Here is a 20,951-nt window from a genome sequence, read left to right on the forward strand (position 1 = left end):
ACCCAAGTCGCATGGCCACATCAATACACAAAAGCCCCTGCCGCAGCAACGCGGCAGGGGCTTTTGCATAAAACTCGACGCGACTGCTTTACCAATCCACCCCTTCATCAAAACAACGGCGGCGCAGGTGATACTGGCCGTTCTGCTCCACGAGGTAGTGGGTCTTCCGCTTCACGTGCGAATGCGGCACGCTGCTGAGTCCAGCCTTGCACTGGCTGAAGTCCACGCGGCCACGACGGAAGAGAGTCTCCAGGAAGGATTGCGTCGCCTGCTCCACACCTGGCACAGGGGTGCTTCCGGCATCGGGTGCGGCGGGGGCGATCATGCCGCGGCGTGAGAAGGATGCGGTGCGCACCACGAGGGCGCCTTCGCCAAGACCATAGGCACTGGCGCGCATCATCATGTCGCGGCCGCGGGGCATTTCATCCCCAGGTTGATTAGGCTTGCCGGCGCTCACGGCTCGGGCGGCTTCTGCGCGGAGACTCCGCACGGCTTCGAGGCTCAACAGACCACGACGCACAAAGGCGCTGCGGAGCACTTCCTCATACTTGCCGTTGAAGAGCGGCGCATCCGCCCAGATGACCTGGGCGGCGATTTCGCTGTAGAAGGCGGCACTCAGGGCAGCGGAACGCACCGCACGTCCCAACAGGGCAGCGGCATCTTTCGCCACGGTTTGCACGTCCTCGGCCTTTGGCTTCTCCGCATGCACCTTCAGCATGTTGGCCACAGCCTCAAAGAAACCGGCGGTGAACACACGCGAGAAGGAGTGCGGCTCGGAGGAAAGCTGCGAGTGCGGTGCCATGCATGGTAAATGCATGGGCTCGTGGTAGAAGAAGGAATTCACCGCATTGCGCAGGCAATCCGGCGGAGCGGAGTTGGGATTGAGCTGGCACACCGCTTTCCCATACTGCTCCGCCACTCGGGAAAGGAGGGAGTTCTGATAGAGCAGGCCCCCCGTTTCCTTGATCACAGCATCCGCCACGGACTCGAGCTGCATGGCGCTGAGAATCGCGGTGATGTCGCCAAAGGATTCGTGAAACGCCGCCACCTCATCGAGCGCCGCATCCCACAGGTCAGGCCGCAGGGCATCGAGCACGGCATGGCCAAATTCATGAGCCACCACGTCCGGGCTGTCGGCCGTGTAGATATCCTTCCCCTTCACATTGCCGTGGTAGAAGGAAAGGGTTTTGCGGTCGTAGTACGCGTTGAGGTCCACGCCGGCGTCGAGTTGCACCTCAAGAGTAGCCCCATTGTGCCACTGCAGCCCTTCCGGAAGGTGGGGCTTCCACACATCACGCGCGCGACGCAGAGCATCGGCCGCATTCCAATAACGGAAATTCGCGGAGCCAGGCGGATACGTGCCCGGCTTCACGATGTCTCCCTGGATCTGCATGGGCAAAATGCCCAAGGAAAGCGTGGCTGCGGGGCGCTTGCCGCCCTTCATGCCGGACTCGGGATCATCATCCCAAGCCGCAATGTCCACCGTTTTCCCATTCTTGGAGTGATTTACCGGCGCCTTTGTTTGCTTCTCAGGCTTTTTCGCCACGACGGCTGCGGATTTCTTCACCGGCGCTGCGGGCTTCTTGGCCACGGTCACAGCTTTGGGTTTCGGAGGTGCCGGTTTTTTCGCCGGAGCCTTCTTCGGGGCGGGTCCCTTTTTTTTCATGGTGTCAGGTGGTTCTGGAAATCATGACGGCCCCGGGGCTGCGGGCCAACCGCTCAAAGTTCTGCATTTGTGAGCGGAACATTGTGAAATTTTTGCCAAAGCTAGCGAAACGGCCACCTTGTTGACAAGAACTTTGACACGGTTCTTCCGTGTTTTTTGCATCATGCTGTGAGCGGCTTCCCCAGCTTGACCTCCATATGCCTGAAGCGTATGCAAACTGCTTTAGATGAGCCTGCCACCCATGAAACTTTCTTCACCCGCCAAGATCAATCTGTCGCTGCGCGTGCTCGGCAGACGCGAGGATGGGTTTCATGCAGTGGACACCCGGATGTGCCCGATCAGTCTTGCGGATGATGTGACGGTGACCCTGAAAGGCAGCGGAGATACCGTGCTGACCTGTTCCGATCCCACCATCCCAACCAACGACGGCAATCTGGCCCTGAAGGCATTGCACGCGTTTGAACGGCATCTGGGCACGACGGCCTCGTGGGAGATTCATCTGGAGAAACGCATCCCCCACGGAGCAGGTCTCGGCGGAGGCAGCAGCAACGCCGCCTCCGTACTGCTGGCAGCCAATGAATTGAGCGGCAGCCCTTTCAGCGCCAATGAGCTGTCCTCCATCGCCGCTGAAATCGGATCCGACGTACCATTCTTCCTGCACCAGAAAGCATGCGATGCCACCGGTCGGGGAGAAATCGTCACCCCAGTCGAACATTTCCCGTGGAAACTGCCGCTGGTGCTCCTCAAGCCGCCGTTTGGCATTCCCACACCTTGGGCGTACAAGCGCTGGGTGGAATCGGTCGAGATGCCGGGCGTGACGTATGCCACCCAAATCTGCCCGTGGGGCCCCATGGTGAACGACCTTGAGCGTCCCGTTTTTGAAAAATGGTCCCTCCTGCCCACACTGAAAATGTGGCTGCTGGATCAGCCGGAAACGCAGGCCGCACTGATGTCTGGCTCTGGCTCTACGGTATTCGCAGTCACCCGCTCCACGGCTGATGCAGGCCTGCTGGCGGAGCGTGCTCGTGCATTGTGCGGGGAATCGACCCACATTTTTGTGGCCGAGACACTCTGAGCACCACCTTCAATCCCAGTCGTATCCGGGTAAAAAAAGTGGGCTGGGAGGACTCCCATCCTCCCAGCCCTGGCATCAACCTCAACACACGTCCCGCTTTCGCGGGTTTGATTGACAACAACCAATCACTCTCAAGACTGACAGCACTGTAATTGCTCACAACGCTGTCATAGGTGTTAGAGTCTCCCCCGTTGATTGTGTTCAACACCGTTGGAGATTTTTTGAAAAATGTTTTTGAGACCTTCTGTTTCGAGTTCGTGAAGACTGTAAGGCGGTCGGAGAGCGCCCAAAAGCGGTAGGGGAAGCAGTGGCAGCATTCCAAATCTTCATTCATCCGATGGAGGATCATTAGCTGCTCAGGGTGAAGGTGACGCGCGGGAGTCATCACTCTGCGTGTGACGCATCTTTCACGGTCCAAACTTCGCCAAGTTGCAGTTTGAATCGGATCCTATTCTCCATAATCTCCGCCCCCCTCCCAGGAAGCATCACCCCCGCTGCTTCTTCAAAAAATCCCCCATGCGATTCTTCAACCTCAAAGTCTTCCGCCACCTCCCCCTCGTAGCAACAGCCCTCCTCATCCACGGCAGTGCCATCCAGAGCGTCATGGGCGCCAATCTGGTGTGGGATACCGTCACCGGCAACAGTACCGTTGAGGACGGAATCGGCACTTGGACAGGCACTGGTGGTAACTGGTACAACGAGACAACGCCTACGCAGGACCAGCCGTGGTCCAATTCCGCTGGACACATCGCGGTGTTCGGCGCTGGCGGGACTCCCGGAACTGTCACCGTCTCGGGCACGGTGAATGCCAACGGCTTGATCTTTCGCGACGTTGCTGCCGGCACATCCTATACCTTGCAGGGAGGAACTATCGCCTTGGCGGCGGGGTCCAAAATCTCTTTGGGGAACAACACCAGCAACGCCACCAACAGAGTCAACCTGAACTCCACTATCAGCGGCTCGAACATCACCATCGAGAAAACTGCAGGCAGCACGCAACTGGCCCTGGTGAACCTCGGGAGCACGCAATCCCTCTCCGGCAAGCTCTCGCTGGTCTCTGCGGACACGGGGGGACTTTTTGTGCAGGCGAATGCTCCGGGCAGCCTGCCATCCGCGTCGCTTACGATGGTGGATGTAGGAACGAACGTGACCCTCGTCCTGGGGACGGCTGGCACCTATGCGGTTCCCTTCACCTTGAATGGTAGTGGCGCAAGCAGCCGCGGCGCCATCCGTTTTGAAACCGGGATCACGACACTCACCGGGGCCATCACACTCGCGGGGAATACCACCATCACCCACAATACCTTTGCGACATCTTCGATCATCAACTCAAACATCGGCGAATCGGGCGGTGCCTTCACGCTCAAACTGGCGACCCAAGGCACCCCTGCGAGTACTGCGGTCATTGCGCTGGGTGGAAACAACACCTTCACCGGCGGACTTATCATCGAGGTCTCGAACGTGCGCATCGACCACGACGGGGCCTTGAATTCGACGGCGCCGAATCTGGTGACCTTTACCTCCACCACCTCCGCACATGCCCTTTTGCTCAATGGTCACTCCGTGACCATTTCTGGTCTGCAAGGCTTGGGCTCCACGGTGGCCGTGAAAAATGAGAACGCCACCGCGGCCACCCTGACCATTCAATCCACCTCGGACAGGACCTTTGCCGGGGTGCTGGCGGATGGCACGGGCGGCGGAGCCCTCTCCGTAGTGAAGAGTGGAACCTCCGCTCAAACCTTGAGCGGCGCGAACACCTTCACCGGCGGACTGACGCTGAACGCCGGCACGCTGAATATCAACAGCGCCTCGGCGCTCGGCGCTACGGCGAGTGTCTTCACCATCAATGGCGGGACCTTGGGTAATACGACTGCCGGCGCCATCACGAATGCCAACAACAACGCCATGGTGTGGAATGGCGATTTTACCTTTTCCGCTGCCGCGGTGAATACCTTGAACCTCGGCACGGGCGCGGTCTCCTTGGGCACCGCCGCAGGCACGAGCCGTACGATTACGGTCTCCTCCAACGCACTCACCACGCTCACCGTTGGAGGAAGCATCTCGGACGGAACGACAGCCAATGGGATCACAAAGGCTGGCGCGGGAATACTCGTTCTGGGTGGCAACAGCACCTACACCGGGCTCACCAGCGTGAATGCAGGTATCCTTCGCATCACTCATGGAAACGCACTGGGCTCCGCTGCCGCGGGAACGACCGTCGCCGCCGGCAACCGACTCCAGTTGGCAAACAACATCACCGTGAATGGTGAGCACCTCATCACGCCCTATCTGGAAAACGTTTCCGGCGACAACACGTGGAACGGCACCATCCAGTGCGCTGTGGGGTCTCCGCTGACCCTTGACGCGGCTGGCGGCAATCTGCTAATCACGGGGAACGTCAACGCAAAGGACACTGCCAATGGGAACCACACCACGCACCTCATCGGCTCCGGAACAGGAGAGATCAGCGGCGTGCTATCGAACACCCTGACCGTGAACAAGGCCGGCACCGGCACCTGGATCTTCAGTGGAGCGAATACTTACACGGACGTGACAAATGTGAACGCCGGTGGTCTGCAGGTGGGCAAGAATGGCGTGGGACAAACGGGCACGGGAGCGGTGGCCGTGAAATCGGGAGCGAAACTCTTCGGCACCGGGGTGGTCCGAGGCAGCGCGGTGACTCTTGAGTCAGGCGCCTTTCTCTACGGCGGCGATGGCACTGCCAACAACAACCACGGCACCCTGACCTTCAATCCCGGCGGTGCCGCAGCTCATACGCTCGCCAGCGGTTCCCTTGTCACCTTGAGCCTTGGTGGTGCCACGCTGAATGATGCATCCTTTGGTGGAAACACCGTGGGCACCGCGGGATACAACAACTGGGTCGATTCGATTTCCAACGCAGGCACTCACGACCGCCTTGTCTTTGATGGCACCAGCGGCACGCTCACCATTTCCAGCAACATGCTGGTCGTGACGGATGGCTATGTGCTCAAACTTGGTGACGCCTTCAATCTCCTCGACTGGTCCCTGGCGCTGAGCACCAGTTTCAGCGGCTTCAACGTTGGCTCCAATTACCGCACCGGCGCCGACGACAATGGCCTGCAGTTCGACCTGCCTGACATCAGCGCCTTGGGATATTTTTGGGATGTGAGCCGCTTCACCAACTCTGGTGTCATTCTCGTGGTGCCGGAACCTGGCAGGATGCTGCTGCTGGGTGTGGGGTTGGGACTTCTGACGATGCGGAGACGGCGGAGTTCGCGCTAACAAAAGCGGCTTGGGTATTTCAATGCCTTTGGGCAAAAGTGCGTACCGCCTCCCAGTGAGTCAGCTATCTGGCAAAGACATCGCATAGGCTCAAGGAGTGGGGGCATTTCTGTCCCCATTTTGGTTTTGCAGCCGATTGGCGATCAAGGTTCAGATCCGGGAGCCTTTACATTGCGAGGGTGTTCGCTATGACGACGCCCAGTTTGGGTTCCCATGGGGACAGGAATGCCCCCACTCCTTGGCCTCCTGCAACATCATGGGCAAATGCCTCTCTGCGGACTGACGCCTTGGTTCACGCACTGCCAAATTATCCAATCACCTACTTCCCCTTGGGTATCCGATTGAGCGTGTAGTACGCCTCGGGACGAACCAATGCAGTGCCGGCAGCAGACTTCACACCCGGGAGGTGCAGTTCATGCACAAACCCCGCGCGCAGCCCTTCACATTTCAGCCGTACAACTTTTCCATCATTCTCCACGACAGCGGAGGTGATCTTGACGGGTGCAGTCTGCACTTCATCGCCACCGTATTTCTGATGGTAGAGATAGGTGTAGCTGGTCATTTCGTAGCTCTTCACCTCAGCGGCAGTCTGCGCGTCCACTGTATCGGTGAAGGTCAGGAGGAAACCATCCGGCTGAGCTTCCATCTTCTCCACTTCAAAAGGCATCTTCCCCTTCCACTGGATGCGCTCCAAACCGAAGGAGCGCGTGCCTTGCGAGTTCCATCCGCGATTCGACTCGCCCACGAGCAATGAACCATCAGGAAGGAAAGCGAGGCTGAGCGCGGCACTTTGCAGACCATCAACAAAGCGAAACGCGGCCCCCTGATATTCGCCGTCTACTTTCTCCAGGAAGACACGGTTCACACCGGAGAGCACGAACTCCCCCACGAAGAGCTGCTTCTGGAACGGGCCGAACTTCCCGCCGGTGAGGTCACAGGTGAAACCCGTGGGACTCTGGCCCACTTTCACATAAGGGAACCACACCGCAGGCGGCACATAACCGGGCACGACTTTCATGGCTTCCGGAATGGTGATCTCCTGGGGCAGCTTGCCCACCGGCTTCACGGGTGACGTGAGGCGCTCCATGTCCGGCACAGAGTCCGCATGTCCGAAGAAGACACCCTTGCGCAAGTGCACGAGCGGATTGGTGGACCACCAGTTGCCCTGTTGGTCGGTGCAAAAAACATCGCCTTCCGCGTTCGCGCCAATGCCACACGGAGAACGCAAGCCCGCGCACATGGGCTCCAGTTTTCCCTGCGGCGTGACCACCATGCCCCAGCCACGCCAGGGTTTATCTGTCTCACGAAATCCGGGCATCTTCACCGCATTGCCCATCGAGGCATTGAGCGTGAGCCAGAGGTTGCCGTCCTTATCCGGCACGGGACCATAGGCATACTCGTGATAGTTTCCGCTCACGCCCCAGCCTTTTGCCACGGTGGTGTATTCGTCGGCCACGCCATCGCCATCCGTATCACGCAGGCGGGTGACTTCGGTGCGCTGCACGGTGATGAGCGCGCCGTCATGCCACAGCAGTCCGAGCGGTTCATGAAGCCCTGAAGCGAAGAGTTTGTATCCCACCGCCTTCGCGTTTTTCGGGTCGGCCTCGGGATGCTCGAGGATCCAGACCTCGCCCTTGCGCACAGAGACGGCCAGCTTTCCATCGGGAAGCACGGCGAGACCGCTGGCTTCCAGCTTGATTTCTTCCGGCAATACATAGGGAGTCACCGTGTAGTACGGATTCTCCTTCATCACTGGCAAGGGCGCAGCCTTGGGTGACGCCGCGTGTGCCGTAATCGCAAACGCGAGTGCCAACAGTGGGGTGATCGAAGATGATCTCATGCGCGGTTCTCTATCCAGTAGGTGCTACAACAAAACATTTACGGAGCGATAGACTCCTCGAACGTGGCCGCGCCATTCTTCCAGATCACCGGTTGCGGTTTGGCGTTCTTCGAGATGCCCTGGAAGTACCAACCGTCAGAAGGAACCCAGGTGCGCACAGTAACCGTGCGCCGCAGCGACTTCTTGTCCGCTGAGACTTGGATCGTGTCCTCCACAATCAGGCCTTCCACCCGGTAGCGGAATGTCGGCACACCATCCTTGCTGATGCGATACCCCAGGGATTCATAGCCCGCAGCCACGCCGCAAGCCTCCGGCCATGCATCACTCGCGCTGCCGAGCTTCGCGAAGGGCATGCGTGGCTGGAACGTCAGCACCTTTTCTCCCAATGGCTTCGCTGGTGTCATGGCGCGCTCTTCCCAGGTGGTCATGGCGTCCACAAAGCGGCCTTTCCACGCGATGGCCCAGTGCGCTTCCAGCGAATCAAACGCCACATGCATCTGCTGAGGGAAACCTACCGCCACCGCATGCATGCCTGCGCCTTCGAGGAAGGTGCGGAACACGATGGGCTTGCCAGCCTTCTCCGGCTTCAATTCATAGTCACCGGTCTGAAGAAGACCTTCCGGCAGGCGTGATTGATCGATCTCCTTCAAGTAGGTCCAGAGCATTTCAATCTCCTTGTCCGCAGCCTTTCGACCGATGAAGAGCGGTGGCATGAGCGTGCCTGGCTGGGTGACCTGGGGATTGAGCAGGAGTTCCTTGAAGTACTCCGGCTGCAGACGCCTCGCCGTTTGAGTGAGATTCACGACTGGCACACCGAGGGACTTGCGATCCTTCAGCCCGTGACAGGAGACACAACCGAGTCCGCCCTTCCCCACCCCAATCAACGCGCGACCGTTTTCCGCGCGATGGTGTTTCGCCAGACCGCTGGTGTCCATCTTCACGGGCTTCTCCGCTTTGCACGCCTCCTGGAATCCGGCGATGAATGCCTGGGTATTCTCCTGACCGAAGCGCGGCATGCGCGCAGTCATGTAACCACGCACGCCGCCTCCACTACCCCACAGGAGTTTTTCAAACCACTCCTTCGTGAGCTTGCGGCCTGCGTTGTCGAGCTTGGGAGGTAGACGGCCAATCTCCCCCATCGAGTGCGCCGCGGCTTCATACACCGTGAGATACTGCGAGCGGGCCTCTTCCAGTCCGCCTGTGCCGCGCCACTCATGGCACGCGTAGCAATCCATGCGCACGAGGAAATCATGCGACTTCTGGGCGACGGTCTGCGGTGCGGGCTTTTCGGAAGCCTGCACCATCTTCAGTGCCAGCGTGAGCGCTCTCACCTGAAACTCACTCAAGCCGAAATCAGGCACGCCGGCCTTCTTCTCTTTGGTAGAGAGACATCCCTGGCCAGCGAGCAGTTCCGCCATGGCCTTTCCACCTGGCGCTTGTTCAGTGGGTTTGGCTTCTGCAGTACTGGGCGTCTCATGGCAGGCAGTACAGCGCTGGGCGATGAATTGCTTCTTCCCCTCCTCCACTGATTGCTTCGGCACGGCGAGAAGCGTGCGTTCCTGCACCACCAGCGGTTCACGGCTGATGTGGAGATACGCCGAGAGATCTGCCGCTTCCTGATCCGTGAGTTCGGTGGAGGGCATGCGACCATGCTTGCGGATGCTGAGAGGATCCTTCAGGAAGGCCGCGAGCGCATTCACATCATACCGATCCGCGAGCAGGATGGGATAGGAAGGATGGCCGGGCTCCTCCACTTCCAGATTCGCCGGCGCCTCTGCGGGACGGTAGTCCGCAACTGCCGCTGGATCATGACAGGCCACGCATCCTACGGTGTGATACAGTGTACGACCACGCTCGACATCACCCTTGGGAAATTTCTTCACCTCTTTCTTCAGGGAGGAAAGGTAGCTGACGAGAGCCTCCACCACCTTGGGATCGCGATCCTCTCCGGCAAACATGCCGGGCATGAGCGTGCCCTTCTTGCGATGCTGCGGGCTGCGAATGAAGAGCCAGATGTCGTCCTCACCCAAGCGCGAGCCCACGCCATCCAGCGAGATCTTCGCACGTCCGGGCAGGCGTTCCTTCCACTCTGTGGAGGGAGCGTGGCAGCTCACGCAGTTGAGTTCACTCAGCAGCAGCAGGCCGCCTTCCGCGACCTTGGCGTCGTCATCCTCCTGCGCGGTGAATCGATCAAATCCAGCTACATAAGGATAGTCCGGCGGCACGGCCAGCACAGGATGCGCTTGAACATCGGGACAAGCAACCGATGCGATCACAAGGCAAGAGACGGCGAGCAGCCATCCCTTGTGCCTTGTCCGTTGTGCCTTGTCCCCTCCCCTGCTCATGCTCAGCGCTTCTTCGCTTCTTCCTCCAGCAAGGCGATCCAATGCTTCACGAAGTGACCATTGTCATGGAACGTGCGACCGCTGACGAGATTACCGTCCACGACGCTGGGCTCATTCACATAGATGCCGCCGCACACTTCGAGGTCGAACTTGCACTTCGCCACCGTGGCCATCTTGCGTCCGCGGACACGATCGGCACGTGCGGGAATCTCCACACCGTGGCACACGCTGCCGCAGGGTTTGTTGTTGTCGAAAAACCACTGCGTGATGCGGATGAGATCCTCGTCCTCACGGATGTATTCCGGAGCGCGGCCACCGCTGAAGAAGATGCCGAGGTATTCCTCCGGCTTGATTTCGGCGAAGGTGATGTCCGCCATGATGCTGTAGCCTTCCCATTCCTTGGTGATGGTCCAGCCAGGCTTCACTTCGTGCAGTACCATCTGGTAGCGGCGTTTCTCCGGCGCGGCGATGACCGGCTGCATGCCAGCCTCAATGAGGCGGTAAAAAGGATACAGGGTGTCCACGGTTTCCGTGGCATCACCGACGATGATGAGAACTTTGCCTCGAGACATAGAGGTAAGATGGAAGGGAAATTGAAGATGTAAGAGGAAACAGGAACTCCGGTGGCTTAGTCAATGGTCATCGGCCAACAGTCAACGCAGCTCACCGTCGAATCTCCTGAATCAAGTCGATTTTGTCTAGATGTCCTAGTGAATGGACCCGTGATTCCCCGTGCCGTTCCTCAGACCTTCGCGGCGCACCCGTCCAGGTACTCCTTCGCCCGGACGATCTCCGCCGTGGTCTCCTGCGCAGTGGGCAGAATCGGAATACCGCGGGGCGTGGGGTGCATGAAGATTTCGGTGTAGCCCTGGAAGTTGATATCCTTCAGCGCCTTCACCAGCGGCACGAAGTCGAGCTTCCCGCGACCCGGCATCTGCTGGAGTTCCTCATCCTTGGGCATGGGTTTCATGCAGCCCATGCCGTACTGCCAGGCGAGGAGGATGGAAAGCTTGCTGCCCAGCGTGCGGATGAGGCCGGCGAGCTGCTCAGGATCCTGCGGCAGGTGATACGGGGCGAGGTCGATGCCCAGAGGCAGGTCGCCACCAAATTCGGCCAGCCATTTGATGGAGTCCGGTGACTCAATGAGGTTCTTCCCATGATTCTCGACGGCGATGGTGATGCCGTACTCGCCTGCTTTCACGAGGTGCGGCTTGAGTTCCTCCGCGAATTGCTTCACGGCTTTCTTGAGTTCCTCGCCCGTGAGTCCGGCCTGGCCCTTGCCTCCGGTGACAATGATGCTGCCACCGAATTTTTTCAGCACGGCGAACTCGTCCTGCAGCTTGAAGGGACCCAGATCGTAGCGGGTGGTGACCTCCAGTTTCACGTCGTGTTGCTTTAGCAGTTCCGCGACCTTGTCGTGGCCGATCTCGTCCATCTGCTCACGCTGGGCGCCATGCTTGCGCGGCCAGACGTCGAGATGCTTCGCTCCCGTCTTGGGAGTTTCCGCGATGACCACGTCGATCGGCAGCTCGCCATACATGGCAGAGCCGGTGAGGTATTTCAGCTTGAAACCGGACTTGGCGGCCTGCGCCTGCGCCTGCATGTGGGGTAAAACGGCGAGAGTGGCAGCAGCGGCGGCTGAAGTGCGCTTGAGAAACTGGCGGCGGTTGAGGGAGTTCATGGTGAGGGAAGACGCACCTAAACGCGCCGAACACGAGCGTCCCTTTCCTTCGATTTGCCGTAAATCAAAAAAACCGCCCTGACGCAGCTTTTGGTGCGATCCTTGGATTACCAAACCTTGTGCCGGCCTCTCCACTTGCACAGCTTGGCAGTGACTTCATAGTTCAGCAGTCCTCCGGGGAAAACCTCTGACCATGAGAAACCTTTTTGCTGCCACGCCGCTGACACTGTTCCTCGCCATGGGCATGCCGGGGTTGGTGGAAGTGCGGGCTGGCGAGACTCCTACTGTCCCCAAGGCGGAAGCCGTGCCCGAGTCGGTGCTTCAGAATCCGGCCGGCCCATCCGTGGTGGAAACCCGCCGCGCCATCGTGGCCGTGCCGCAGCAGGACGCCACTCCCGGGATCTACGAAGCCGTGGTGTCCGGCGACGCCGAACTGGTGGACAAGCTACTGCGTTCCGGCATCTCGGCCCAATTTGTGACCCCGTCAGGCGACACGCCGCTTTGCCTCGCACTCCGCAACAGCCGCCCGGACATCGCCATCAACCTAGTGCTTCACGGCGCGGATCCGAATACTCCCGGCCTTGGCAAGCACACCCCCGTGGCACTGGCCTCCCTCCGCCGCCACCCTACCCTCCTGCAGATCCTTCTCGAAGCTGGCGGCGACCCCAACAAGTCTTTCGGCAACCCAGCCAGCAACGAATTCCTGACCCTGGTCCCGGACGGTTACCTGCGGTCGGAAATGAAGCGCGAGCACCGCGTCACTCCGCTCATGGCCGCGTCTGCCCGTGGGGATGTGGAGGCCGTGACCCTGCTGCTCAAGCACGGGGCGGACAAAGACATCGCCACGCAGCCGCGCTACCGCTATGCTCTGAACTTCGCCGCGGACCGCCGCTATCTCTACGTCATGCGCCTGCTGCTGGGCCGCAGCCCGGAGACTGAGCCGCACATTCTCATCACGGTCAATCTCAGGGAGCAAAAGGCCAAGCTCGAAGTCGAGGGCAAGCTCGTGCTGCAGACAAAAATCTCCACCGGACGTCAAGGCTACGAGACACCCGCCGGACGCTACGTCATCACCAACAAGTACAAGGACTGGACCTCGACCATCTACAAGGTGCCCATGCCCTACTTCCTGCGGCTGAACTGCGGCGCCATCGGTCTGCACAGCGGTTATGTCACCGGCCGCCCCGCCTCTCATGGCTGCATCCGCCTGCCTCATGAGATGGCGAAGAAGTTCTACTCCATGACCACGGTGGGTGATGAGGTAATCATTGAGCACTGAAGATTCAAGCCGACGGATGAGCCTGCTCACCCAAGCAATCACTTCACACGACCGTGTGAAAATAGAGGCCATCCTGGCTGCACATCCGGAGATGGCCAGCGAACGAGTGAATGGCTGGTTGCCCATTGAATGGGCGGAGCGTAGCAGCAATCTCTTCACCTTCGTCCGGGCGGCACGTCTCCTCGGGCAGGGCTCCACCCCTCCCGAAGCCAGGGAAAGGCTGAGGAAGTTTGTGACAGTCGTCTGCACCACCGAGTATGAAGCCATTCCCCCGGACAAGATTCCAGCCATGGTATGGGCCTGCTTGTACGAGGGAAAATCCTACACCGTCGATCGTCTGGGGCGTCGCTTGATCGCGGGCAGGCGTGAAGAAGAGGATCTGCGCTTTCTTTGCACCCAGGCAGGCATCACATCATTTGAGCAGTTTCGTGAAGTACTGAATGACCTCCCAAAGATTTCTCCGGAGTCGATGCGGCCTTGATCGTCTCCCAGTCCGAGGCGAAAGGCTCCCATGAAGAAGGTCACGCTTTTTCAACAGGCTCGCGACTACCTGGCCAGGCAGGGTCTGCTGGAGATGGGCATGCTGCTCGCGCTCCTCGGACTCGTGGGAAGCGTGTGGGCCTTTTCCGAAGTGGCGGATGAGGTGATGGATGCGGAGACGGATCACTTTGATGCCACCATCTTGCGCGCCTTCCGCCAGCCGGGTGACCTGGCGACTGGCATCGGTCCGAAATGGATGCCTACGGCTGTGGGCGACCTCACGGCCTTGGGCGGCACGGCCGTGCTCACCCTCATTGTGCTCATTGTGATCGCCTTTCTAATTCTGCGCCGAAAATGGGCATCGGCGCTGCTGGTGCTGTGTGCCTCCGTCGGCGGCACGCTCCTCAGCACGATTCTGAAATCCTTCTTCCAGCGTCAGCGTCCGTCCGTGGTGCCCCACCTGACGGAGGTGACGAGTCTGAGCTTCCCCAGCGGGCACTCCATGCTTTCGGCAGTGATTTACCTCACGCTGGGGGCCCTACTGGCGCGAACGACCAAGGATCGCAAGGTGAAGGCCTTCTTCATGCTCACGGCCCTCTTCATCACCGTGCTGGTCGGCACCACGCGGGTGTATCTGGGGGTGCACTTCCCCACGGATGTGCTGGCTGGCTGGTGTGCTGGCACCACCTGGGCACTGCTCTGTGTAATAGTGGCGCGCTGGCTGCAAAAGAAGCATGTGGTGGAGCCACCAGGTGAGTCTGCGCCACCTTCAACCGGTGATTGACCGCCGCCGGGAAACCTCCGCAGAGACGAAATACCGTGCGAGAAGCGGTTTTTGACGGATAGTAGCCGGCTCATGCCATTCCGCGCCCTGGGCCTCGACGCCCGCATTCTCAAAGCCATCAGCGAAGCTGGCTACACCGAGCCCACGCCCATCCAGTCCGCAGCCATCCCGGAAGTGATGGCAGACCATGACGTCATTGGCATCGCCCAGACGGGCACTGGCAAGACCGCTGCCTTCACCCTGCCGCTGCTCACCAAGCTGGCTGCCATCACCGGCCAGGGTCCCCTGCGGGGCATCAAGGCGCTCATCCTCGCCCCCACCCGCGAGCTCGTCGTGCAGATTGAGGAGAATGTGAAGGCCTATGCCAAGCATCTGCCGCTGCGGGTCGCCACGGTATTCGGAGGCGTGGGCGAGCGCCCCCAGATCGAAGCGTTGCGCAGAGGCGCAGACATCGTGATTGCCACTCCCGGTCGTCTTCTCGATCTGATGAACCAGCGGCACGGGAACTTCCGTGCCCTTGAGCATCTCGTGCTGGATGAGGCTGACCGCATGCTGGACATGGGCTTCCTGCCCTCCATCCGCCGCATCATCAAGGAACTGCCTCCAAAGAGGCAGACGCTGATGTTCTCCGCCACGCTTTCGAAGGAGATCGAAACGCTCACCCATGAGTTCCAGCATCGCCCGAAGCAGGTGCAAATCGGTCGGCGCTCCAACCCCGCCGAGACGGTCACCCAGTGGGTCTACGAAGTGCCCAAACACTTGAAGCCCGCGCTGCTGCTGCACCTGATGAAGGATCCCGGGTTCAACATGGTGCTGGTATTTTGCAAGATGAAGCACGCAGCGGACCGCCTCGCACGCTTCTTTGAAAGCCGGGGCATCAAGACGGCCGCGCTCCACTCAAACCGTTCGCAGAACCAGCGCCTGCGCGCGCTGGCTGATTTCAAGAGCGGTGCTGTGCGTGTACTGGTGGCCACTGATATCGCAGCCCGCGGCATCGACGTGGATGGCATTTCGCACGTGGTGAACTACGACTTCCCCATGCATGCCGAGGACTACGTCCACCGCATTGGCCGTACGGGACGCGCCCAGGCGATTGGCGATGCACTGAGCTTTGTCACGTCTGAAGACCAGTCCGCACTCCGCTCGCTGGAGCGCTTCATTGGGCGGGGTCTGCCGCGCAAGAAGGCAGAGGATTTTGACTACAGCGCGCAGCCCTCCGCTGCCGCGCAGCCGGAAGCCCGCGAGAGGGAGCAGAAACCCAGGGTGCTTCACAACTACAGCCGACGCCAGGGATCGTCATCCGGCGGTGGCGGCGGCAGGGGCGAGCGCCGTGAGGGAGGCAATCGAGGCGGAGGGCGGTCTCGCGATGGAGGAGGCCGGAGCTCTGGCTCTGGCTCGGGACAGCGCAGCCGCGGCCCACGGTAGGAAGCCGCCAGAGACATAGCTGAGTTCCCCACCGGAGGGGTGCGGAACAAATCCTGAACAGCGGGCATTTCCCGCTGTCTCAACCAGACGCTTTGCTCGCGGGCTGAGAAGGCCCGTGCATGGCTGGCACCCTCTCCCGCCCATGTCGAAGAAATTACGCACTCCGACTGCCAGCCCGTCTCCACGACTCCCGGATGAAAGCGTGGCGAGAAGGCTTGTAATCAAGGGCCTGATGGGCACGGCCTTGGGAGGTGCTGCCGGCTACCTGGGATACCCATGGATTGCAGGGAGTCGCCGCGAGGAGTTCGCGGACACGATGCAACGGTTCTGGGACAGCATCAAAGAGCATCCCAGCATACGCCGGCGGCGGGAGATGGTGGAGCGGCAATCCCGGCCTGTGCCGGTGGTTCTTGATGCCCATGGTCGCGACTACGAGACCTTCCTCGCGACACTCAACCTGCGACACTTGACGCCGCTGGAGATCCTCCGCCCTCATTTCAAGGTACGCGGAACCGTGGCAAATTGCCTGCCGCCACGCGAGCTGTGGTCGAACATTGCCACCACCCTGCGAGTAGCGGATGAAATACGGCACCAACTGGGCGCGCGTCTGGACTCCATCGCGAGCGCCTATCGCTGCCCGGCCTACAATGCTGCATGCCCTGGCGCAGCCAAGGCATCCTGTCACATGCAGAATCTGGCGCTCGATCTCGTGTATGATTGCGCACCGGATCAGGTGGTGAGAACCGCCGAAGCACTCCGCGCAACAGGCTTCTTCAAGGGTGGCATCGGGCGTTATGCAGGATTCACGCATATCGATGCCCGCGGCAAGAATGCCGACTGGTGAGATAACGTGCGCATCGAGCCAAAATTTTGGCCGTGCATCATGCCATCACCATCGCAAGATGCATTCATTTCCCCTGCGCATCACGCATATTTTGTCATTCCATGGCGCATTTTTTGACCGCCTTATGGACAAAATAAAATAATCTCAGATAAGCGCAAAATTCTGTGAACAGCGATTAGGTCAACCTGTCATACAAGAGCCTCCGATTGCAGGCCGAAAGAGATCGAGCCTTCCGGACGCCCCAAACGACATGGAACAGGAACAGCCCTCGCTACTGCATACACCGCGCACCTCCTCCCTGGCATCTCATGATATGCTGATCGGAAGGCGCCGCATGGTAAAATCGCTCTTTGGAGCACTCGCTGGTGGAACCCTTGCCTTTGGCCAGACCTCCTGGCTCTTCGGCAAGGACGAGACCGGCAGCAAGACCGAAACCAGCAAGACTGGTGAAGGCCATGAAGAAAAGGACAGCACTCCGACAGCCGCCGAGTTGGACAAGATGGGCAAGGAATATGAGACGTTTCTCACGGGACTCGGCCTCATTTTCATCAAGCCCGCGGAGGTGCTCATGCCCCACTACAAGGTGCGCGGCAAGGTGAAGAACTCCCTCCCCCCCCGCGAACTCTGGACCAAGATGCCTCCGACCCTCAAGGTCGCGGACAAGCTCCGGGAAAAGCTCGGCGTGCCTCTGCAGGCCGTGATCAGTGCCTACCGCAGCCCGGCTTACAATGCCGCCTGCACGGGCGCTGCCACCCACTCCCAGCACATGCTGAATGTGGCGCTGGACCTGCACTTCGACTGCGCACCTTCCAAGGTCGCTGAAGCTGCCGAAGCCCTCCGTTCCCAAGGCTACTTCAAGGGTGGCATTGGCCGCTACCCTGGTTTCACGCACATCGACACCCGCGGCAAGAATGCCGACTGGCAGGGCTAAAGCCCTCCAAAGAACCTACTGTTCCAGTGTCTCCCAAAGGAGCGGCGTCCCGCAAGACGGGACGTCGCTCTTTTCGTGCAAGCAAGTCAGCAGCTGGAGCCGCCGCTGCTTGGGGAAGACTTGTCCATAGGCGCCAGCTTAACAATGGTAAGGGTATCAGCCCGTTTCAATTTGTGTGGCATGTGAAATTTGCTCCCGGAGGGAGCACGGATGGTAGCCGGTCGGTGGAGAACACCATGCCGCGTGAGCGGCAAGACTGCACGCGAAGCGCTAACCGTGAAGCCTGAGGAACGAAGGCAACCTCAGCGACCGCAACCACCGGATCTATGGCGATACCATGATGGCGTCCCGAAGGGTACGCCGGAAGGTGTACCAAGGTGACGCCACCGTCATCCACCCAGCGACCTTCCCCCGCCGTCCCATCCGGGACGGAGCATCTTTTTGACAACGTGATCCGGTGGTTGCGGTCGTCTAGACTCCCTCCACCGACCAGCTACCATCCGCTGTCCCTCCGGGACAAAACAGCCATGACAACTTAAGTTGTGGCCTATGGGAGGACTTGCCTTGCTACATGCGGCGCTCTTCCAGCACTTCGAGGCCGGTGATCTTCCACGCATTGCCAATCGGCTCCAGTGTCAGTCGCGCGGTGTAACGATTGATGCGCTGGTGCAGGTGACCCCAGTGTCCTACGGTTCCCACAGCGGTCCACTGACCTTCGGCAATGAAACCATCCTCGTGCGGCAACACGCGATCGACGTTCACTGCCATGTCGGTGATCTTCACACGCGTGCCGTCCATGCCTTCCAGCGTGAGAGCTCGCACGGTCTGGAGATAGAGCTTTTCCAGAAGAGGACCGTGCACACTGCGCGCCAGCACGTCATAGATGGCGGACTCACTGCTTTGATCAAAGGCACGATAGGTATTGCGCAACAGGGGTTCGAGAATCTTGCCAGCCTCCTCTTGGGTGAGTGTCTTATCAGGCGAGAGCCTGGCAGACCAGGTGACGCCGGGTGCCACAAGCACTGCAACAACACAGCCGACCACGGCAAAAGCACCCGGTGCCACCACTCGCGCCATACCCCGCTTCGAGCTGCGCCATGCCCACACCAAGGCGACCACCAATACGGCTCCAGAGAGGAGCGCGGAGGCAGGCGCATTGATTCGGGAAGTTTCAACCGTGGGCACCTTCGACAGCGGAGGCGCGGGAGGCACACGGCCTCCGTTCTTCCATACTGAAGCAGGCGCAGAAGGCGTGAGCACCATGCCCGCCTCCATCGTGGGTCCATAAACCACGGTGACTGGCACGGCCTGCACCACGCCGCCAAATCCACGCCATTCCAACTCCACCTTGTCGAGGGTCGCAGGTGCGTGAAACTCCCAGGACAATCCCAACATGGTGTCCATGACCGCGACAGGCTCCTCCGGCTTGATCTGATCGCTATTCCCAGGCCTGCCTTTCAGCACCTCCGCGCCCTTGCGTTCCGGCTTCACTTCCGTGCCGTCGATACGCAACACGCACCACGATGCGGCCTCGTCACGTGCCTTCTCCAGCACCTGTTGCTTCACCGCATCCGGCAGCACCAATTCTGTGCCGGGTGGTAGGCCCTGCAGGTTCAGCGCGGTGGGCATCCATACAAGGCACTCTACGCGGCAGGTATAGGGCTCCACATACAGGTATACCTGTACATTGCTGCTGCCTGCACGCGCAGGTCCGGTGCCATCCCCATCAAAAGGATGGCCCATGACCGCGCGCCCAAACAGGCACAGCAGCAGGCAGAAGACGAGTCGTGCTCCGAGACGGATCAAGCAAGGGTCCAGGGTTTCCGATACTCACGCTTCAGCATCGCGTTCGCCTCGGCGTCATCACCAAATTTCTCCGCCTTCGGATCCCACTTGATGCTCGAGCGCCCCAGTCGGAGGGCGATGTTCCCCATGTGCGAGATGCTGATGGTACGGTGCGCCGCCTCAATGGGCGCCACCACCGGCTTGCCGGAGTACACGCAGTCGAGGAAGTTGTCCGTGTGATCCTTGCTCTCGTAGAGGTGAATTTCCTCAGGGCGAATCTTCTCTGCCAGGATCTCACGTGAGCTCGCCTGCAGTTTGCCGCGGTTCACCCAGATCCACTTGCCATTCTCTCCTTCAAAGAAGATACCAGAGTGGCCGAATTTCTCAGGGTCCTTCTCCAACGCCGCCACCTCAGGCATGATCTTCTCGGATTCATCCGCAATGACATACGTCAGGCCGTCATCGAACACGGCTTCGAAATGGAATGCGGTGGCTGTGTTGTAGAGCGCATCCTTCGCAGGCATCTCGCCCTTGATGTTCTTGAGCTCCACGGGACCGGTGTTCTCACGATCCATGCCCCACTGGGCGATATCGATATGGTGCGCACCGAAGTCGGTGATCATGCCGCCGGAGAAGTTGTAGTTGTGCCTCCAGTTCAGCGGCAGCAGGGCCGGGCGGTACTCCATCTGCGAGGCTGGTCCAAGCCACATGTCATAATCGAAGTCTGCGGGAGGTGCCTCAGGTGCGGTGCGGTTCCCCCACTTGTTCCAGTCCTTGTGCCCGCCGGGAAGGCCGATGCGCACGCGCTTCACCTTGCCGATGCGACCGTTGCGCACGAACTCGCACGCCATGCGGAAATACAAATCGCTGCGCTGCTGGCTGCCTGTCTGCCAGGTGACGCCGGCCTTGTTCACTTCCTCCACCATCTGGCGGCCTTCACCGATGGTCAGTGAGAGGGGCTTCTGTCCGTAGAGGTGGATGCCCTTGCGAGCGCATGTCACGGTCTGGTAGCAGTGCCAGTGATCCGGCGTGCAGATCTGCACGGCGTCGAGGTCTTCCTTCTCCAGCATCTCGCGGAAGTCGGCGTAGGCGGTGCAGCTCTTGGAGGCCTTCTTGGAAAAGGTGGAGTAGTGCTGATCGATGATGCCCTTGCCGATTTCGCGGCCGCCCTTCATCTCGCCGCTGTAGCCGTAGTTCGTGCCTTCCTTCACCGGGTCTGCCACGGCGATGACCTGGCACTTTTCATTGTTGAGGAAATTGCCCGTCCAGTGCGTGGCAATCGTGCCCCAGCCAAAGACACCCACATTGATGCGCTCCGAGGGCGCCGGTCTCCCCTTCCCCAGTGCCGTGGCAGGAATGATGGTGGGGAATCCCAGTGCAGCGACGGATTGCACAAGGAAACGACGGCGGGACGTGCGCGGCGCGGAGTCAGGTGTGGAAGCAGAAGCGGATTTCATGGAAGTCTGCCAATGTAGAGGGGAGCGCCCCGGCTGGGCAAGGGAAATAGGGATTCATCCATCCCACCTCCGGTAACGAGGCGCCCCTTTCCGGA

The 20,951-nt window shown here is 60.0% G+C and carries 15 protein-coding genes; 8 read left to right on the plus strand and 7 right to left on the minus strand.

Features of this window, described 5'->3' with window-relative positions; genetic code table 11:
- Positions 1–88: 88 nt before the first annotated feature.
- Entirely contained in the window at positions 89–1,666 is a 1,578-nt protein-coding gene (locus tag G5S37_RS17280; RefSeq protein WP_165205707.1) for a hypothetical protein, read from the minus strand.
- A 241-nt stretch (positions 1,667–1,907) separates the two neighbouring features.
- Between G5S37_RS17280 and ispE the strand changes: the two genes are divergently transcribed.
- Together ispE and G5S37_RS17290 are read left to right on the plus strand one after the other, a co-directional pair.
- A complete protein-coding gene (ispE, locus tag G5S37_RS17285) occupies positions 1,908–2,741 on the plus strand; it encodes a 4-(cytidine 5'-diphospho)-2-C-methyl-D-erythritol kinase (protein ID WP_240914659.1) in 834 nt (277 codons plus the stop codon).
- 516 nt (positions 2,742–3,257) lie between these two features.
- On the plus strand, positions 3,258–6,005 hold the full coding sequence (locus G5S37_RS17290) for an autotransporter-associated beta strand repeat-containing protein (RefSeq protein ID WP_165205709.1): 2,748 nt from the start codon (positions 3,258–3,260) through the stop codon (positions 6,003–6,005).
- 319 nt (positions 6,006–6,324) lie between these two features.
- On the opposite strand, the gene G5S37_RS17295 is transcribed toward G5S37_RS17290, so the two are convergent.
- The 4 genes from G5S37_RS17295 to G5S37_RS17310 all read right to left on the minus strand — a co-directional run bounded on the left by G5S37_RS17295 (position 6,325) and on the right by G5S37_RS17310 (position 11,871).
- Entirely contained in the window at positions 6,325–7,845 is a 1,521-nt protein-coding gene (locus tag G5S37_RS17295) for a hypothetical protein (RefSeq protein ID WP_206026036.1), read from the minus strand.
- A 38-nt stretch (positions 7,846–7,883) separates the two neighbouring features.
- Positions 7,884–10,190, minus strand: a complete 2,307-nt coding sequence (locus tag G5S37_RS17300; protein WP_206026037.1) for a cytochrome c — start codon at positions 10,188–10,190, stop codon at positions 7,884–7,886.
- Between the two features lie 2 nt (positions 10,191–10,192).
- A complete protein-coding gene (locus G5S37_RS17305; RefSeq protein ID WP_165205711.1) occupies positions 10,193–10,762 on the minus strand; it encodes a DJ-1/PfpI family protein in 570 nt (189 codons plus the stop codon).
- 170 nt (positions 10,763–10,932) lie between these two features.
- Complete coding sequence (locus G5S37_RS17310; protein ID WP_165205712.1) at positions 10,933–11,871, minus strand: sugar phosphate isomerase/epimerase; 939 nt, start codon at positions 11,869–11,871, stop codon at positions 10,933–10,935.
- 193 nt (positions 11,872–12,064) lie between these two features.
- Between G5S37_RS17310 and G5S37_RS17315 the strand changes: the two genes are divergently transcribed.
- The 6 genes from G5S37_RS17315 to G5S37_RS17340 all read left to right on the plus strand — a co-directional run bounded on the left by G5S37_RS17315 (position 12,065) and on the right by G5S37_RS17340 (position 17,614).
- Entirely contained in the window at positions 12,065–13,150 is a 1,086-nt protein-coding gene (locus G5S37_RS17315; RefSeq protein ID WP_165205713.1) for a L,D-transpeptidase family protein, read from the plus strand.
- A 16-nt stretch (positions 13,151–13,166) separates the two neighbouring features.
- On the plus strand, positions 13,167–13,631 hold the full coding sequence (locus tag G5S37_RS17320; RefSeq protein ID WP_165205714.1) for a hypothetical protein: 465 nt from the start codon (positions 13,167–13,169) through the stop codon (positions 13,629–13,631).
- Between the two features lie 30 nt (positions 13,632–13,661).
- Positions 13,662–14,414, plus strand: coding sequence for a phosphatase PAP2 family protein (locus tag G5S37_RS17325; protein WP_240914660.1), 753 nt, complete (start codon positions 13,662–13,664; stop codon positions 14,412–14,414).
- A 72-nt stretch (positions 14,415–14,486) separates the two neighbouring features.
- On the plus strand, positions 14,487–15,839 hold the full coding sequence (locus G5S37_RS17330; protein ID WP_165205715.1) for a DEAD/DEAH box helicase: 1,353 nt from the start codon (positions 14,487–14,489) through the stop codon (positions 15,837–15,839).
- A gap of 142 nt (positions 15,840–15,981) precedes the next feature.
- Entirely contained in the window at positions 15,982–16,683 is a 702-nt protein-coding gene (locus tag G5S37_RS17335) for a D-Ala-D-Ala carboxypeptidase family metallohydrolase (RefSeq protein WP_165205716.1), read from the plus strand.
- A gap of 334 nt (positions 16,684–17,017) precedes the next feature.
- Positions 17,018–17,614: a D-Ala-D-Ala carboxypeptidase family metallohydrolase gene (locus G5S37_RS17340; RefSeq protein ID WP_165205717.1), complete on the plus strand. Its 597-nt coding sequence runs from the start codon at positions 17,018–17,020 to the stop codon at positions 17,612–17,614.
- A gap of 567 nt (positions 17,615–18,181) precedes the next feature.
- On the opposite strand, the gene G5S37_RS17345 is transcribed toward G5S37_RS17340, so the two are convergent.
- Both G5S37_RS17345 and G5S37_RS17350 read right to left on the minus strand, forming a co-directional pair.
- A complete protein-coding gene (locus G5S37_RS17345; protein WP_165205718.1) occupies positions 18,182–19,420 on the minus strand; it encodes a hypothetical protein in 1,239 nt (412 codons plus the stop codon).
- On the minus strand, positions 19,417–20,856 hold the full coding sequence (locus G5S37_RS17350) for a Gfo/Idh/MocA family oxidoreductase (RefSeq protein ID WP_165205719.1): 1,440 nt from the start codon (positions 20,854–20,856) through the stop codon (positions 19,417–19,419). The genes G5S37_RS17345 and G5S37_RS17350 overlap by 4 nt, the downstream gene beginning before the upstream one ends.
- Positions 20,857–20,951: the final 95 nt, after the last annotated feature.

It is taken from the genome of Roseimicrobium sp. ORNL1 (assembly GCF_011044495.1).
In the GTDB taxonomy this organism is placed as follows: Bacteria; Verrucomicrobiota; Verrucomicrobiia; order Verrucomicrobiales; family Verrucomicrobiaceae; genus Roseimicrobium.